This window comes from Duganella sp. 3397, from assembly GCF_031456625.1.
In the GTDB taxonomy this organism is placed as follows: domain Bacteria; phylum Pseudomonadota; class Gammaproteobacteria; order Burkholderiales; family Burkholderiaceae_D; genus Rugamonas; species Rugamonas phyllosphaerae.
Genome location: NZ_JAVDVB010000001.1, coordinates 811060 through 825710, shown reverse-complemented (window position 1 = coordinate 825710; position 14651 = coordinate 811060). Strand labels below are relative to the sequence as shown.

The 14651-nt window shown below is 63.8% G+C and carries 14 protein-coding genes; 2 read left to right on the top strand and 12 right to left on the bottom strand.

The window, feature by feature from the left end; genetic code table 11:
- Nucleotides 1–69: 69 nt before the first annotated feature.
- From J2X54_RS03635 to J2X54_RS03595, 9 genes are all read right to left on the bottom strand, one after another.
- On the bottom strand, nucleotides 70–1164 hold the full coding sequence (locus J2X54_RS03635) for an enoyl-CoA hydratase/isomerase family protein (RefSeq protein WP_310177961.1): 1095 nt from the start codon (nucleotides 1162–1164) through the stop codon (nucleotides 70–72).
- A complete protein-coding gene (locus J2X54_RS03630; RefSeq protein WP_310177958.1) occupies nucleotides 1161–2123 on the bottom strand; it encodes an alginate lyase family protein in 963 nt (320 codons plus the stop codon). Before J2X54_RS03630 ends, J2X54_RS03635 begins: the two co-directional genes overlap by 4 nt.
- A gap of 65 nt (nucleotides 2124–2188) precedes the next feature.
- Nucleotides 2189–2548 carry a ribosome hibernation-promoting factor, HPF/YfiA family gene (hpf, locus tag J2X54_RS03625; RefSeq protein ID WP_019923404.1) on the bottom strand — a complete coding sequence of 120 codons (360 nt, stop codon included), beginning with the start codon at nucleotides 2546–2548 and terminating at the stop codon, nucleotides 2189–2191.
- A 75-nt stretch (nucleotides 2549–2623) separates the two neighbouring features.
- Nucleotides 2624–4108, bottom strand: a complete 1485-nt coding sequence (locus tag J2X54_RS03620) for an RNA polymerase factor sigma-54 (RefSeq protein ID WP_070249750.1) — start codon at nucleotides 4106–4108, stop codon at nucleotides 2624–2626.
- 3 nt (nucleotides 4109–4111) lie between these two features.
- The gene (gene lptB, locus J2X54_RS03615; RefSeq protein ID WP_070249751.1) at nucleotides 4112–4864 is read right to left on the bottom strand and encodes an LPS export ABC transporter ATP-binding protein; all 753 of its coding nucleotides are present in this window, start codon (nucleotides 4862–4864) and stop codon (nucleotides 4112–4114) included.
- A 1-nt stretch (nucleotide 4865) separates the two neighbouring features.
- Nucleotides 4866–5477 carry a lipopolysaccharide transport periplasmic protein LptA gene (lptA, locus tag J2X54_RS03610; protein WP_070249752.1) on the bottom strand — a complete coding sequence of 204 codons (612 nt, stop codon included), beginning with the start codon at nucleotides 5475–5477 and terminating at the stop codon, nucleotides 4866–4868.
- A 9-nt stretch (nucleotides 5478–5486) separates the two neighbouring features.
- Nucleotides 5487–6092 carry an LPS export ABC transporter periplasmic protein LptC gene (gene lptC, locus J2X54_RS03605; RefSeq protein ID WP_070249753.1) on the bottom strand — a complete coding sequence of 202 codons (606 nt, stop codon included), beginning with the start codon at nucleotides 6090–6092 and terminating at the stop codon, nucleotides 5487–5489.
- Between the two features lie 12 nt (nucleotides 6093–6104).
- Nucleotides 6105–6644, bottom strand: coding sequence for an HAD family hydrolase (locus J2X54_RS03600; protein WP_310177950.1), 540 nt, complete (start codon nucleotides 6642–6644; stop codon nucleotides 6105–6107).
- Nucleotides 6644–7642: a KpsF/GutQ family sugar-phosphate isomerase gene (locus J2X54_RS03595; RefSeq protein WP_310177948.1), complete on the bottom strand. Its 999-nt coding sequence runs from the start codon at nucleotides 7640–7642 to the stop codon at nucleotides 6644–6646. The genes J2X54_RS03600 and J2X54_RS03595 overlap by 1 nt, the downstream gene beginning before the upstream one ends.
- A gap of 126 nt (nucleotides 7643–7768) precedes the next feature.
- On the opposite strand from J2X54_RS03595, the gene J2X54_RS03590 reads away from it, so the two are divergent.
- The gene (locus J2X54_RS03590; protein WP_070249756.1) at nucleotides 7769–9751 is read left to right on the top strand and encodes a monovalent cation:proton antiporter family protein; all 1983 of its coding nucleotides are present in this window, start codon (nucleotides 7769–7771) and stop codon (nucleotides 9749–9751) included.
- A 37-nt stretch (nucleotides 9752–9788) separates the two neighbouring features.
- Complete coding sequence (gene bluB / locus J2X54_RS03585) at nucleotides 9789–10451, top strand: 5,6-dimethylbenzimidazole synthase (protein WP_310177945.1); 663 nt, start codon at nucleotides 9789–9791, stop codon at nucleotides 10449–10451.
- A 4-nt stretch (nucleotides 10452–10455) separates the two neighbouring features.
- Here the strand turns inward: bluB and J2X54_RS03580 are convergent, their stop codons facing one another.
- The 3 genes from J2X54_RS03580 to J2X54_RS03570 form a co-directional block, all read right to left on the bottom strand.
- Nucleotides 10456–11640 (bottom strand): DUF484 family protein, encoded by a 1185-nt coding sequence (locus tag J2X54_RS03580; RefSeq protein ID WP_310177943.1) that lies wholly within the window; start codon nucleotides 11638–11640, stop codon nucleotides 10456–10458.
- A 92-nt stretch (nucleotides 11641–11732) separates the two neighbouring features.
- Entirely contained in the window at nucleotides 11733–12590 is an 858-nt protein-coding gene (locus J2X54_RS03575) for an MOSC N-terminal beta barrel domain-containing protein (RefSeq protein ID WP_310177941.1), read from the bottom strand.
- A 114-nt stretch (nucleotides 12591–12704) separates the two neighbouring features.
- On the bottom strand, nucleotides 12705–14477 hold the full coding sequence (locus tag J2X54_RS03570) for an NYN domain-containing protein (protein WP_310177940.1): 1773 nt from the start codon (nucleotides 14475–14477) through the stop codon (nucleotides 12705–12707).
- Between the last annotated feature and the right edge of the window lie 174 nt (nucleotides 14478–14651).

Here is a 14651-nt window from a genome sequence, read left to right as displayed (position 1 = left end):
TCAGGGCCGCCGACCCCGCTCATATTGCAGCAGCGCGCGAGGTCGTGCGGCGGGCGCGTCAGCAGGTGATTACGCCGCGCCGTGAAAATGATGCAGCGGATGGGCGTGGTCCGGCCACGCCGGCGCCAAAATCTGCCTGACCATCGCTTCGGTCACGTCGGCCAGCGCAGCAGGTTCCCAACGCGGAGCGTGGTCCTTGTCGATCACCAGCGCGCGGATGCCTTCGATGACCTGGCCGTTTTCCAGCGTGCGGCGCACGGCTGCGCGTTCCATGCGCAGGCAGTCGGCCATGCTCATTGCGGCACCCTGCTCCTGCAGGGCATACGCCACGCACATCATCAGCGGGGAACGCGTGGCCATCATGGCCAGCGTGGTGCGGGCAAAATCGCTGTCGTCCGCTTGCAGCGACGCCATGATGGCTGGCACCGAACCGGCGCCAAAGTGATGGTCGATGGCGGCGCGGTCGCGTTCCAGCGCACTTGGCCCCACAGCAGCCTTGAAGGGCGCTGCAAACGCTGCAATCGCCCCCGGCAGGCCAGCACCGCCATTGCTGCTCAATACGGCTTCCAGCGCCGGTAATTCAGCCACTGGCACGTAGTGATCAGCCAAGCCGGCATACAAGGCATCGGCCGCGCCGATGGTCGCACCGGCGACGCCCAGGTACAGCCCCAGCCGGCCCGGCAAGCGAGACAGGAAATAGCTGGCGCCCACGTCCGGGAACAGGCCGATATTGGTCTCCGGCATTGCCATCCTGGTGCGCTCGGTGACGATACGTACCCGGCTCTGCGGACCGGCCTGCGCCACGCCCATGCCACCGCCCATCACCACGCCATCCATCAGCGCGATATACGGTTTCGGGTAATGATGAACCAGGTGATTGAGCGCGTATTCTTCGGTGAAGAAATCTTCGACCAGCGCACTGCCCTGCTGCGGCGTGGCGCGGCCAAGATCGTGGAAGAAGCGGATATCGCCGCCGGCGCAGAATGCTTTCTCGGTGCTGCCGCGGATGACGACTGCCTGCACGGCATCGTCGTCACGCCAGGCCAGCAATGTTTGCGTAACGGCGCGCACCATGTCGAGCGACAGCGAATTCAATGCGCGCGGGCGATCGAGCGTGGTGACGGCGGTGCCGTCACTGACGGCAGTTAAAACGTGTGCGCTCATGGTTGTCCTGTGGCCTTGTTCGATGATGGCAGATGTTCGAGCGGATTGGGCAAGGTCAAATCGCCGCCCAGGCGCGCCTGGAATTTCGCCGGCGCTGCGGCAGGCTGCCCCATGTGGCGGGCGTAGATCACTGCAAACGGCATGTCGCCAACCTCTTCCTGCCTGAAGCCGGTGGCCTGCTGCATGGCAGACGGATCGCGCGCGGCAGCGAGCGTAAATTTCACCAGCCGGTCCAAGGTTGGCGATTGCAGGTCGAGGATGGACGCCATCATGGTCAGCGGTGCGGCGGCGAACGCGTGGTAATGCAAGGCCTTGGCGCCGCGCGCCATTTCGGCTGGCAGTGCGCCGTCTGGCGCCACCTGGGCCATGGCGTTGTCGAACACGCCGTGGCCCCATTTTAAAAAGCGCTGGTCGCCGGTGACGGCGCCCACGGCGGTCACGGCCAGCCCTTCCCAGTAATAATGGTTGTTGCGCTTGCCCTTGCGGGTATCGGCGTGCGTGAGCGTGGCGTCGGCCAGCGTGGACAGCCACGCTTCGATGGATTTTTTCTGCGCCGGGGTGGCGGCCGGCTGCACGCGCGCGTAACTGAGCGCCAGGCCGCCCAAGGTCCACTTGCGCACGAAATACGCCTGCTCGCTCGACATCTTGCCCAGCATGGCCTGCTGCCCTGCCCAGCCCTCGAGCCAGTTCAAGGCGCAGGCGGCGTCCGCCGGTTTGCCGCTGGCCTGGTAGCGGCTGGCGTTGCGCGCCACGCCGGACAAGAATTGTTCGACCGGCTCGGTGCTGGCGATGTTTTTGGCCCGCCGCGCCGGGTCGATCACGGAGTGGTTGGCGTCGTTGTAGTAGCTGTTGGCGTCGATGTCGATGACGGCAGCCGGCGCCGGCTGGCACGTGGTGGCGTAGGAAGAGGAAGCAACAGCAAGAGCGGAAACGGTATAAACCAGGTAAACAATTTTCATGGAATCCCAAAAACAAGAAAGGGCGCCATGGTTGCGCCCTTAGTTGGTGTTGTCGCGCCGTTATTTTAAAGGGCGGCGGCAGCTGGTTCGAAGTTATCCGGGAGATGCTTGATCGCATCGTGGCCGTGCTGTTGGACTTTGCCTTTGTACTTCATGACCTGGCGGTCCAGCTTGTCGATCAGGGTGTCGATCGCAGCGTACAGGTCTTGCGACAGGCTCTCCACGTAGACCGTTTTACCGGACAGGCGCAGATTGATTTCAGCCTTTTGGCGCTTGGTTTTCTCTTTAAGGTTATCTACGGTCAGAATGACAGCAATATCAATCACTTGATCAAAGTGCCGTGTCACGCGTTCGAGCTTGCTCTGCACGTATTCACGAATGGCGGCGGTCACTTCGAGATGATGTCCACTGATGGTGAGATTCATACACACTCCTAAAGATAGATGTCGCTGACGGTTAGTGCGTTGCCCATTGATGCCGGGCACGCAGGAACCAGTGCACTACAAAGACTTGCGGAGACTGACTGGAGGGATTTTGAGGGCTTCGCGATATTTGGCAACAGTGCGTCGCGCAATCACCATGCCCTGTTCTCCCAGCATGTCCGCAATCTTACTGTCGGATAAAGGATTTTTAGGGTCTTCAGCTCCTGTCAGTTGCACGATCAATGCCCGTATCGCCGTTGAACTGGCTTCACCGCCTGCTTCGGTGGCGACATGGCTACCAAAAAAATATTTCAACTCAAACATGCCATGCGGCGTGAGCATGTATTTCTGAGTTGTTACCCGAGAAATGGTGCTCTCGTGTAAACCCAGTGTATCAGCAATTTCGCGAAGCACAAGGGGGCGCATGGCAACCGCGCCGTGCGAGAAAAAGTTCTTTTGTCGTTCTACTATCGCTTGCGCCACGCGCAGGATGGTGTCGAAACGCTGGCGCATATTCTTGATCAGCCACTTCGCTTCCTGCAGCTGCGCGCCCATGGCGCCCTCGCCGCCATCTCCCTTCTTCTGTTTGAGCAGGTTGGCGTACATGGCGTTGACGCGCAGGCGCGGCATGACGTCGTTGTTCAAACTGACCTGCCAGCCGGTACGCGATTTTTTCACGATCACGTCGGGCACCACGTAGTCGGAGACGTCGGACGCGAACGCCGCACCGGGATGCGGATTGCACTGGCGGATCACGGTCTGCGCCTCGCGCAGGTCTTCGTCGTCGCACAGCAGCGCTTTTTTCAGCTTGTTGAAATCGCGCTGGGCAAACCACGTCAAATGCTTTTCCACGATGGCCACGGCCATGCGTCGCGTGACCATCGGGATGCCGGGCAAGCGCTTGATTTGCAGCGCCAGGCACTCGGCCGCGTTGCGCGCGCCCACGCCGGCCGGATCGAAACTTTGCAGCAGCGACAACGCCGTTTGCAGCTCGTCGATATCGACTTCCAGTTCCTCGGGCAGGCGCGCGTGGATCTCGTCGAGCGCTTCTTCGAGGTAGCCGTTTTCATCGAGCGCGTCGATGATCAGTTCGACCAGCGCGCGGTCGCGCAGCTCGAGCACGGTCACGCGCATCTGCTCCATCAGGTGTTCGCGCAGGGTGCAGTGGTGGGCCTCGATCTGCGGGCGTGCGTCCTCGTCGTCGGGCGCCTTGCTGCGGCCGGCGTCGCTCCAGTCCATGTCCGCTTCGGCGGTGGTACTTTCGGTATCGGCAGCAGGGCCGTCGTAGGTGTCGGCCTCGCCTGCCGGCGCGGCTTCCTGCGGGCCCGACTCGGACGGCGCTTCGCCGGACGGCGCCTGCTGGCTGATGGCGCCGTCGGACAACAGGCGCAGTGAATGGTCGAGCGGATCGTCGAGCCGTTCGAGCAGCGGATTATCGGTAAGGAGTTGTTCGAGTTCCTGGTGCAGCTCCAGCGTGGAGAGCTGCAGCAAGCGGATCGATTGCTGCAGTTGGGGTGTCAGCGCGAGATGCTGCGAAGTTCGCAGTTGCAATGACTGTTTCATGGATTACATTCGGAAGTGTTCACCCAGGTAGACGCGGCGGACCGATTCGTCGGCGATGATGTCGTCCGGACGGCCCGAAGCCAGCACCGAGCCCTGGTTGATGATATATGCGCGGTCGCAGATGCCCAGCGTCTCGCGCACATTGTGATCGGTAATGAGGACGCCGATCTGCCGCTCCTTGAGAAAGCGCACGATGCGCTGGATCTCGATCACGGCAATCGGGTCGACCCCGGCGAATGGTTCGTCGAGCAGCACGAAGCGCGGGTTGGTAGCCAGCGCACGGGCGATCTCCACCCGGCGGCGTTCGCCACCGGAGAGCGAGAGCGCGGGGTTGTCGCGCAGCTTCTCGATTTGCAAATCGGCCAGCAGGGTATTGAGCCGTTCGGTAATGTCAGCCTTGGATAAAGACTTGCCGTCCACTTTTTGAATTTCGAGGACAGCGCGAATATTTTCTTCCACCGTCAGCTTGCGGAACACCGACGCTTCCTGTGGCAGGTACGACAGGCCGAGCGATGCGCGGCGGTGGATGGGCAGCCTCGAAATATCGACGCCGCTGATGTCGATGGTGCCGGCATCGGACGGCACCAGGCCGACGATCATGTAGAACGACGTGGTCTTGCCGGCGCCGTTGGGGCCCAGCAGGCCCACCACTTCGCCGCATTCCACTTGCAGCGAGACGTCGTGCACGACCTGGCGCTTGCCATAGCTTTTTTGCAGGCCGCGAACGATCAGGGTGCTACCGCAACTCGGTTCCATATCATTTCCCCGCAGGCTGGGTGGCAGGTGCTGGAGACGTCGGCTGGGCCGGCGCGATCGGCGGACGCTTGGACGACGGCTGGATCACCATGGTGCCGCGGCCGGCGCCCGGCTTGCTCTCGCCGCTGCTGGTATTCTTGACCGCGAACACTTCGCGGCGGCTGTCGTAGGAGATGAATTCGCCATCGACCTGGCTGGTCACCTTGCCCGCTTCGAGCTGCTTGATGCGGCCCTTGGAGATCAGCTTGACCAGCTCGGTCTTGTCGTCGTATTCGATACGGTCGGCCTGGCCTTCCACCCATTTATCGGTGTCGCCGTCGAGCTTCTGGCGGAACGTGGCCTGCACGCCGGGCGTGCCGGTCAGCACCACGAACTGGAAACCTTCGGGGTCTTGCGTGACCACCGCCTTGGGCGAGGTCATGCGGATAGTGCCGCGCGTGAGGATGACGTTGCCGGTGAAGGTCTTGATCTGCTTGACGTCGTCGGAGTCGGCCTGGTCGAACGATACTTCGATCGGCTTGTTGGAGTCGGCTTTTTCGGCGTGCGCCGGGATGGCCAGGGCCGCCAGCAGCAGTGCTGCCGACCAGAAGGTGTGCTTGGTGCTTGCTCTCATAATCTTCCTTTAGCGTGCCGCACGCGGCGGCACGGTGATCTTGCCGCGTCCACCCAGTTGGGTTTGCAGCGTTGCGTTGTTGGCGGTCATGCCCACGCCGGTGGCGACCGTATTGCCCAGGTGTAGCTCGACCGGTGCAGCGGTTTCCATCCGTTGCTCGTCCGGGAACACGGTGAGCGTGGACGTGGTCAGGCTCATGGCCTGCGACGCGGCGCCACTCTTGCCGCTGGCCGGGCGCACCACGCTGACGTTGCCGTTGAGCTTGACGCGTGAGTTGTCCTGGTCCACCCGGGCGGTGTCGCCACGCACCGTCATCGGTGGATGCTCGGCCGACAAGGTGTTGATGTAGGGCTTGACGATATCGGATGCTTCTTCGGCCGGCAGGTGCGTCAGCTTGTCGCCGGAGAGGATATAGGCCGGCTTGCCGTCCTTGGTCATGCGCACCACGCTGAACCGGTCGATGATGTAATCGGGCTCGTTGCGGAACTTGTCCTGCGCCGTATCCTGGTTCGATTCGTTAATCAGCTGCACCATCCAGCCCGTGCCGACGGCCACGAACACGCCGAGCACGACCATCCAGGTGAGCGGCCAACGATGTGCTGTTCTTTTACGCATGCCCGGTCTCCGTTACACCATGAATTGCGCCATGACGGCCGCGTGCGTGCCCTGCGCCTGCAACAGCAGTTCGCACACTTCGCGCACCGCGCCGCGCCCGCCCTGGGCGGTGGTGACGTGGTGCACGCGCGCCAGCACTTCGGGCCGGCCGTTCGGCACCGCCACCGCGAAACCGACGCGGGCGATGATGGGCAGATCGACCACGTCGTCGCCGATGAAGCCGACCTGCTCGGCAGTCAAGCCGGTCTTTTCCAGCAGCGCCTTGAACGGCGTGAGCTTGTCGTGGCCGCCCTGGTGCAGGTAGCTGATGCCCAGGTCGGCCGCGCGCTTGATCACCTGCGGCGACGTGCGCGCGCTGATGATGGCGGTCTGCACGCCGGATTCCTGCAACAGCTTGATGCCCAGGCCGTCGTAGACGTTGAACGTCTTGAGCGCTTCGCCGTCGGCGCCGTAGTGCAGGCTGCCGTCGGTGAGCACGCCGTCGACGTCGAAAATCATCAGTTTCACGCGCGCAGCGCGTTCATGCACAGTCCGCATGGTCAATTCGGTCATCAGATCACCTTGGCGCGAGTGAGGTCGTGGATGTGCAAGGCGCCGACCAGCTTGCCGTCGGCATCGGTCACCAGCATCTGGTTGATGCGGAACTGTTCCATCACGGCCACGGCGTCGACTGCCAGCTTTTCCGGCGCAATGCTGCGCGGGTTCGGATGCATCACGTCGCGGATCACGACACGGGTGAAGTCCTGCACTTTTTCGATCATGCGGCGCAGATCGCCGTCGGTGAACACGCCGATCGGCTTGTCGTCGGCATCGACCACGGCAGTCATGCCCATGCCCTTCTGGGTGATTTCGAGTAACGCGTCGGTAAGCTTGACGTCGGCGTGGACTTTCGGCACATCGGCGCCGCTGCGCATGACGTCGCGCACGTGGGTAAGCAGGCGCCGGCCCAGCGCGCCGCCCGGGTGCGAACGGGCAAAATCTTCTTCCTTGAAGCCGCGCAGGTCGAGCAAGGCGACCGCCAAAGCATCCCCCAGCGCCAGCGTGACGGTGGTGGACGTGGTCGGCGCCAGGTTCATCGGGCACGCTTCCTTGGCCACGGCGACATTCAGGTGCACGTCGGCGATATTGGCCAGGCTGGAACCGGGTTTGCCGGTGATGGCGATGACCTTGCTGCCCATGCGCTTGACCACCGGCAAGATGGTCATCAACTCGCCGCTCTCGCCCGAGTAGGAAATCGCAATGAAGGCATCGTCGGCGGTGACCATGCCCAGGTCGCCATGGGCAGCCTCGGCCGGATGGACGAACAGCGCCGGCGTGCCGGTGGAGGCGAACGTGGCGGCCATCTTGCGGGCAATATGGCCGGACTTGCCGATACCGGAGACGACCACCCGGCCTTTGCAATTTAACAACAGCTCGATGGCACGGGCGACGCTGTCGTCGGCATCGATGCGCTGCTCGAGGGCAGTAATGGCGGCGGCCTCGTTTTGCAACGTTTCCCGGGCCAACTGCAGCGCGTGCGCGGCCATTTTTGCGTCAAAAGCTTTCAGCATTGTTTTTTCATGGGTTACACTCATACCCAAGTATAGCCGAATTAAGAAAGCAAAAAACTTGCCAGTCGAAACAATGCGCCTGCGTGGGGCGAAACCACTGAATAAAAAACTGACGGCTACGGCAACATGACGTTTTCCCCGCTCGAACTGACCCTGGTGTTATTAGGCAGCGCCGTGCTGGGCGTGGTGGCGTTCCGCATGATGCACCTGCCGCCCATGCTCGGCTACCTGGCCGTCGGCATCCTGATCGGCCCCCACGCGCTCGGCTGGGCCATGGAAAGCGAGGCCACCCACGGCCTGGCCGAGTTTGGCGTGGTGTTCCTGATGTTCTCGATCGGGCTCGAATTTTCCCTGCCCAAGCTACTGGCCATGCGCGGCATCGTGTTCGGCCTCGGGCTGGCGCAGGTGGCGTTTACCATCGTCGCCACCCTGCTGTTCGGCTGGACCATCGCCACCCAGCTGCCCGCCCACCTGCACATCAGCTGGCAAGGCGCGTTTGCCCTGGGCGGCGCGCTGGCGATGTCGTCCACCGCCATCGTGGTCAAGATGCTCACCGAGCGGCTCGAACTCGAGAGCGAGCATGGCCGCAAGATCATCGGCATCTTGCTGTTCCAGGACCTGGCCGTGGTGCCGCTGCTGATCATGATCCCGTCGCTGGGCCAGCGTCCCGATGCGCTGGCTGAAACCCTGGCCTGGGCCGGTTTGAAGGCGGTGATCGTGTTGACCTTGCTGCTGTTCGTCGGCCACCGCCTGATGCGCGGCTGGTTTACCATCGTGGTCAAGCGCCGCTCGCAGGAGCTGTTCATGCTCAACCTGCTGTTGATCACGCTGGGCGCGGCGTGGATCACCGAGCAGGCCGGGCTGTCGCTGGCCCTGGGGGCGTTCGTGGCCGGCATGCTGATTTCCGAGACCGAGTACAAGCACCAGGTGGAAGAAGACATCAAGCCGTTCCGCGACGTGCTGCTGGGGCTGTTCTTCATCACGGTGGGCATGTTGCTCAACGTCAGCATGGTGATCGACAACTGGTGGCTGGTGTTAATACTCCTGATCGGTCCGGTGCTGGTGAAGTTCGCCCTGATCGCCGCGCTGGCCAAGCTGTTCGGTTCCAGCGACGGCGTGTCGATTCGCACCGGCCTGGCGCTGGCGCAGGCCGGCGAGTTCGGCTTCGTGCTGCTCAACCTGGCCAGCGGTAACAAGCTGATCGACCCGTTCCTCACGCAAGTGGTGCTCGCTTCGATGGTGCTGTCGATGCTGGTGGCGCCGTTCATCATCGCCAAGTCCGACCAGATTGTCATGAAGCTGGCCAGCAACGACTGGATGATGCAGTCGCTGGCGCTGACCAAGATCGCCAGCCGCACCATGTCCACCAACAAGCACGTGATCCTGGCCGGCTTCGGCCGCAGTGGCCAGAGCCTGGCCACCCTGCTCTCGGAAGAAAAGATCGACTACCACGCGCTTGACCTCGATCCCGAGCGGGTGCAGGTGGCGCAGGCGGCCGGTCTGCAAGTGTCGTACGGCGACGCCGCGCGGCGCGAGAGCCTGGTTGCGGCCGGCATCTACCGCGCCAGCGCGGTGGTGATCACGTACGCCAGCACGCCGTCGGCGCTGAAGGTGCTGCACCAGGTGCATTTGCTGGCGCCCAATTTGCCGGTGCTGGTGCGCTCGCACGACGACACCGACCTCGACGCCTTGAAGGCCGCCGGCGCTGCCGAAGTGGTGCCGGAACTGATGGAAGGCAGCCTGATGCTCGCCTCGCACACGCTGGTGATGCTGGGCGTGCCGCTGCGCAAGGTGGTGCACCGCGTGCAGGCTGCGCGCGAGGCCCGCTACGCCTCGCTGCGCGGCTTCTTCCACGGTTTTTCCGACGTCGGCGAAGACGCCGACCTCGACCGCCTGCACCCGGTCACGCTGGCCGAGAACACGCCCAGCGTGGGCAAGCAGCTGGGCCAGTGCCTGCTGGCCGACAGTGGCGCCGTGGTCGCCAGCATCCGCCGCGGCAAGCAGGTGATCGAGTTCGGGCCGGAGACCGTCCTCGCCGCCGGCGACGTGGTGGTGCTGCGCGGCGCCGCCGACGCCGTGGCGCGCGCCGAGAATTTGCTGCTGCGCTGATCCGGCGCTGTGGCTTCATCCCATTAGCAAGGCAGTCATGTCCGCAGTATTCACGCAACAAGAAATCGACAGCGTCTATCGCGTCATCAAGGAGCGGCGCGACGTGCGCCACTTCGTCCCCGGCGCAGTGGACGAGGCGGTCATCGCGCGCCTGCTGCAGGCGGCGCACCAGGCGCCCAGCGTGGGCTATATGCAGCCGTGGCGCTTTATCCGCATCGCCAGCCTTGACCTGCGCGAGGCCATCATCAACATGGTGGAAGCCGAACGGCGCAACACGGCCGAGGCGCTGGGTGAGCGCGGCGCAGAATTCATGCGGCTAAAAGTGGAGGGCATCCGCGAGTGCGGCGCGCTGTTCGTCGTCGCGCTGGCCGATGGCCGCGAAGCCCACGTATTCGGCCGCCGCACGCTGCCGGAAATGGACCTGGCGTCGGTCGCCTGCGCGATCCAGAACATGTGGCTCGCCGCGCGCGCCGAAGGCCTGGGCATGGGCTGGGTGTCGCTGTTCGACCCCGACCAACTGGCGCAACTGCTGGCCATGCCGCAAGGCGCGCGGCCGGTGGCGGTGCTGTGCCTGGGGCACGTGGAGCAGTTCTATCCCAGGCCGATGCTGGAGCTGGAGGGATGGGACACGCGGCGTGAGCTGGAATCGCTGGTGGCGGTGGATAGTTGGTCCAACACCGGCGGGCAAAAAACTTTATAACCGGTCACTCCGCCGGCGCCGTGCTCACCACGCGGTTACGCCCCGCCTCCTTGGCGGCGTACAGGCGCAGGTCGGCGGCGGCAACCCAGGCGCGGGCGATGGCGGCCGGGTCGCCTTCCGCTTCGCCCGGATGCAGGGCTGCCACGCCGATCGACACCGTCACCGATACTTGCAGCTCGGGCGTGAGCGCGATCATGGTGTTGGCGATGCCGGCGCGGATGCGCTCGGCGACAAAGGCGGCGCTGTCGAGCGGCGCGTCGATCAGCAGCACCACGAATTCCTCGCCGCCGAAGCGCGCCAGTGCGTCCGAGGTGCGCAGCTCGTTCTTGATGCGGGTGGCCACTTCACGCAACACCTCGTCGCCGCCGCCGTGGCCCACGGTATCGTTGACGCGCTTGAAATGGTCGACGTCGATGTACATGAACGAGATCGGATACGCCTGGCGCCGGGCCCGGGCGATTTCTTCGAGCAGGCGGCGGTCGATGTAGCGGCGGTTATACACGCCGGTGAGCGAGTCGGTCAGCCCGATGTACTTGAGCATCTCGTTGCTGATGACGTTTTCCAGGCAGATGGCGACGATCGACGCCATGTGCTCGACGAAATCGGTGCCCAGGCTGGGCGTAAAACGGGTGGGATCGCGGCTGGCCAGGTTGAGGCTGCCAATGATGCGCTTGTTGCGCAGCAGCGGCACCAGCGCCACGCTTTGCAGCCCCGCCGGCGCGTTGGGAAACGCGGCGCCATGGCGCTGCGCATCGAACATGCCCAGCAGCGGCTTGGGCGGCGCCGAGGTGGTCGTGCGCTCTGCCAGGTCGAAGCCGAGCGCCTCGAGCGCTTCGACAAAAATCAGGTCGGGAAAATCCGCGAATACCACGTCGAGCTTGAGCATGACGGTGCGGATATCGGCGCCCTCGTCCAGCAGGGTAAGCGTGACCGCGTCGAGTTCGGAAATCACCGGCAGCACGCTGAGGATGGTGCCCACCAGTTCAGGAAAATTGCCGGCGCTGACGATGTTCAGGTCGAACGCCTGGTGGCGCGTCATGATCGAATGGTTGCGTTCAGCCTGTTCCAGCAGATAGGCCATGCGGGCGCGCAGAGCCTGGTTTTCTGTGGCCAACTTGTCGACCAGTTCAGCGTCGTGCGCTGCCTGGTCCATGTTTGGCGCGAACTTGCCCGTTGCAGTCTGCGTCATAAATAATCCCCTGCCCTTCAACCGAATTCATGTCTTGCATAACATTACGCCAAGTTGTTCCGCTTGGGAATGGCTCGGCGGCCGGAAGTGCATTAAAACGCCAGCGCAACCTCGATTTCCTGGCCAACCTGCACCAGCAGGCCGTCGCCGGCGGTGACGATGGCGTTCATACCGAAACACAAGGCACCATCGAGCTCGGGCTTGGCGCGGTAGCTTTGCAGGATCTCGAGCGGGTCGGGGCCGAAGTCGCCGGTGGCCTGGTCGACCGATGGCATCGGGCAGCGCGGGCACGGCTTGACGGGTTTCAGTGTGACGTCGCCGATCTGGAAGGTGTCGGTGTAGTCTTCTTCGAAGGCTTCGATGCCGGCAAGCACCACGTTCGGCCGGAAGCGGTTCATCGGCAGGGCCGCACGGCCGGCGCCGCGCAGCTTGTCGTTGAGATCGTCCAGCGAGCCCTGGCCGATCACCAGGATCGGAAAACCGTCGGAAAACAGCGTGGTAGCGGCCACGCCGCCGGTCCACTTCTGGCTGACCACGCGCACGGCCTCGGCATGGAAGCGCACCAGGCGGCATGGCACACCCAGCGCCGCGCTGAACCAGGCGGCGGTCGCGTCGTCGCAGTCATAGGCGCTCAGGCTTTCGTCCCAGATGTGCACGCGGCGCGTGGCGGCCAAAGCCGGATCGGGCCGGGCCAGCGCCAGTTCCAGCGCTGCCATGCCGGGGAAGGCCAGCGCCAGCGTGTGCTCCTGCAAGGTGGGTGTAATCAGCGCCATGCGCGGAAAATCGCGCTGCGTCAGGTAACCGCCATTGGCATCGACCACCATCCATTCGCGGTCGAAGATCTGTCCATCGGGCGTGGCGAGACCGGCCGTGGTCAGCCGTGCTTGCGGCAGCGACAGGCCGGCGCAGGATTTGATCGGGTAGAGAATGAGGTCGGAGAGGATGGGCATGGCACACGCCAAAAGCTGCGCGACCAGCGCGCGGTGAGTGTTGCAGGGCTGGGTACAGGCGCGGGGGCGCGTGCAGCGCCCCCCCGCCCCGGTCTTGCGTCTTGCTCTTACGTCTTACTCTTCCGAGGCTGGCGCCTTGGAGGTTTTGGGCGCCCTGGGTGTGCGTGGCGCCCGCGGTTGCTTCGGCGCCTTGGCGGCCGGGGCAGTTTCGGTGACGACGGGCTGCGGCGCTACCGCTACCGCTTCGGGCGCACGTTCAGCGGCAGGCTTGGCTTTCGGCTTGGCTTTTGGACGGGCCGGACGCGCTGGCTTGGCGGCTTCGGCCGTACCGTTGGCCTCGGCGGCCGGGGTCGCTGCTGCGACTGCCTCGACCACGACCGGTGCGGCCGGTGTGGCCAGGTCTGCCGACGGCGCTGCTGAATAAGTCGCTACCGCCTGCTCGGCTTGCGCAGCCGGGGCCTTGGCGGCGGCTTTTACCTTGCGTGCCGGTGGCTTGGCGCCGCTTTTCTTTTTGGCTGGCGCCTGCACTTGCGCTTCGCCGGTGGCGGCCATGGCATCTTGCACCAATGGCAACGCTACTGCCGCTTCCAGCACCACTGGCGCTGCTGCGTGCACGTCGGCGTCGGCAGCCTGGTGGCGCTGCTGGCCGGACTGGTTGCGCTGGCCGTTGCCGTTGCGATCATTACGGTCATTGCGATTGTTGCGGTCGCGGCCACCACGGTTGCGATTGCGGTTGCCGTCGCGGTCGTTGTTGACTGCGGGGGCAGCATCGGCGCCGGCGTTGGCCGCAGCTTGTGCAGCGTCGGCCAATTCGGCCAATGGCTCCACGGCAATCGCTGCCACTTCGGGCGTGGTATCGATGGCAATGGCAAGCGCGTCCTGGTCTTCGTCAGCCTGGCCCGGACGTGCCTGGCCCTGGCGGCCATGGCGCTCGGCCTGGCGCTCGGCAAAGCGTTCCGCTGCGGTGCGGCCACGGTTGCGGCTGCGGCGCGATTCGTTGCCCTGCTCCTGGTTGCCGGCGTGTTCGCCAGCTTGGCTTTCTGCCTGCGCGGAGGCAGCATTGGTTTGCGCGCCGCTGCTGCGATAGACGTAGGCGCCCGATTTCTCATCGCGGCCAAATTCCAGCAGGCCGCGCGCCTTGCATTCCTCGATCAGGTTGCCGAAGGTGCGGAAACCGTAGTACGACTCGCTGAAGTCCGGCTTGCGGCGCTTGATCGCTTCCTTCAGTACCGAGGCCCAGATCTTGCCGCTGTCGCCACGCTCGAGCACCAGCGCTTCGAAGGTGTTGACGGCGATTTCCACGGCCTGGTCGCGGCGTTTTTCCATTTCGTCGCGGCGGGCGTTTTCTTCTTCCGGCGAACGCTTGACGGCCGGCTTGGCTTCGCCTGCATCGCGGCGGGCGCGGCGGCTCTCGCGCACCAGGTCGTCATAGAAAATGAATTCGTCGCAGTTGGCCACCAGCAGGTCGGACGTCGATTGCTTGACGCCCACGCCGATCACCTTCTTGGCGTTCTCGCGCAGCTTGGACACCAGCGGCGAAAAGTCGGAATCGCCGGAAATGATGACGAAGGTGTCCACGTGCGACTTGGTGTAGCACAGGTCGAGTGCATCGACCACCATGCGGATGTCGGCCGAGTTCTTGCCGGACTGGCGCACGTGCGGGATTTCGATCAGCTCGAAGTTCGCTTCGTGCATGGGCGCCTTGAAGCCCTTGTAGCGATCCCAGTCGCAATACGCTTTCTTGACCACGATGCTGCCCTTGAGCAGCAGACGTTCCAGCACCGGCTTGATGTCGAACTTGTCGTAGTTGGCGTCACGCACACCGAGCGCGACGTTTTCAAAATCGCAGAACAGCGCCATGCTGACGTTATCGTTGGAAGATGCCATGAGGAATATTTTCTAGTGAAGAGGGGTGCGGGGGGAACAAACGCGTGGTCCGGCGGTCGGCTAATTCGACGATTATACCCAACAACGCAGCGCCTCCGCGTACTCGTCCATGTAGTCATCCATGTAGTCATCCATATTACTGATCTATAATGGCCGCTCTCCCAGTCACCGAGG

Bases quoted from the DNA above. Each gene is read 5' to 3' on its own strand.
- J2X54_RS03590 (WP_070249756.1), top strand. From the start codon at position 7,769: ATGACGTTTTCCCCGCTCGAACTGACCCTGGTGTTATTAGGCAGCGCC.
- J2X54_RS03600 (WP_310177950.1), bottom strand. From the start codon at position 6,644: ATGACCGAATTGACCATGCGGACTGTGCATGAACGCGCTGCGCGCGTG.
- J2X54_RS03580 (WP_310177943.1), bottom strand. From the start codon at position 11,640: ATGACGCAGACTGCAACGGGCAAGTTCGCGCCAAACATGGACCAGGCA.
- J2X54_RS03630 (WP_310177958.1), bottom strand. From the start codon at position 2,123: ATGAAAATTGTTTACCTGGTTTATACCGTTTCCGCTCTTGCTGTTGCT.
- lptC (WP_070249753.1), bottom strand. From the start codon at position 6,092: ATGCGTAAAAGAACAGCACATCGTTGGCCGCTCACCTGGATGGTCGTG.
- bluB (WP_310177945.1), top strand. From the start codon at position 9,789: ATGTCCGCAGTATTCACGCAACAAGAAATCGACAGCGTCTATCGCGTC.
- J2X54_RS03620 (WP_070249750.1), bottom strand. From the start codon at position 4,108: ATGAAACAGTCATTGCAACTGCGAACTTCGCAGCATCTCGCGCTGACA.
- lptB (WP_070249751.1), bottom strand. From the start codon at position 4,864: ATGGAACCGAGTTGCGGTAGCACCCTGATCGTTCGCGGCCTGCAAAAA.
- J2X54_RS03575 (WP_310177941.1), bottom strand. From the start codon at position 12,590: ATGCCCATCCTCTCCGACCTCATTCTCTACCCGATCAAATCCTGCGCC.
- J2X54_RS03595 (WP_310177948.1), bottom strand. From the start codon at position 7,642: ATGCTGAAAGCTTTTGACGCAAAAATGGCCGCGCACGCGCTGCAGTTG.
- J2X54_RS03570 (WP_310177940.1), bottom strand. From the start codon at position 14,477: ATGGCATCTTCCAACGATAACGTCAGCATGGCGCTGTTCTGCGATTTT.
- J2X54_RS03635 (WP_310177961.1), bottom strand. From the start codon at position 1,164: ATGAGCGCACACGTTTTAACTGCCGTCAGTGACGGCACCGCCGTCACC.
- hpf (WP_019923404.1), bottom strand. From the start codon at position 2,548: ATGAATCTCACCATCAGTGGACATCATCTCGAAGTGACCGCCGCCATT.
- lptA (WP_070249752.1), bottom strand. From the start codon at position 5,477: ATGAGAGCAAGCACCAAGCACACCTTCTGGTCGGCAGCACTGCTGCTG.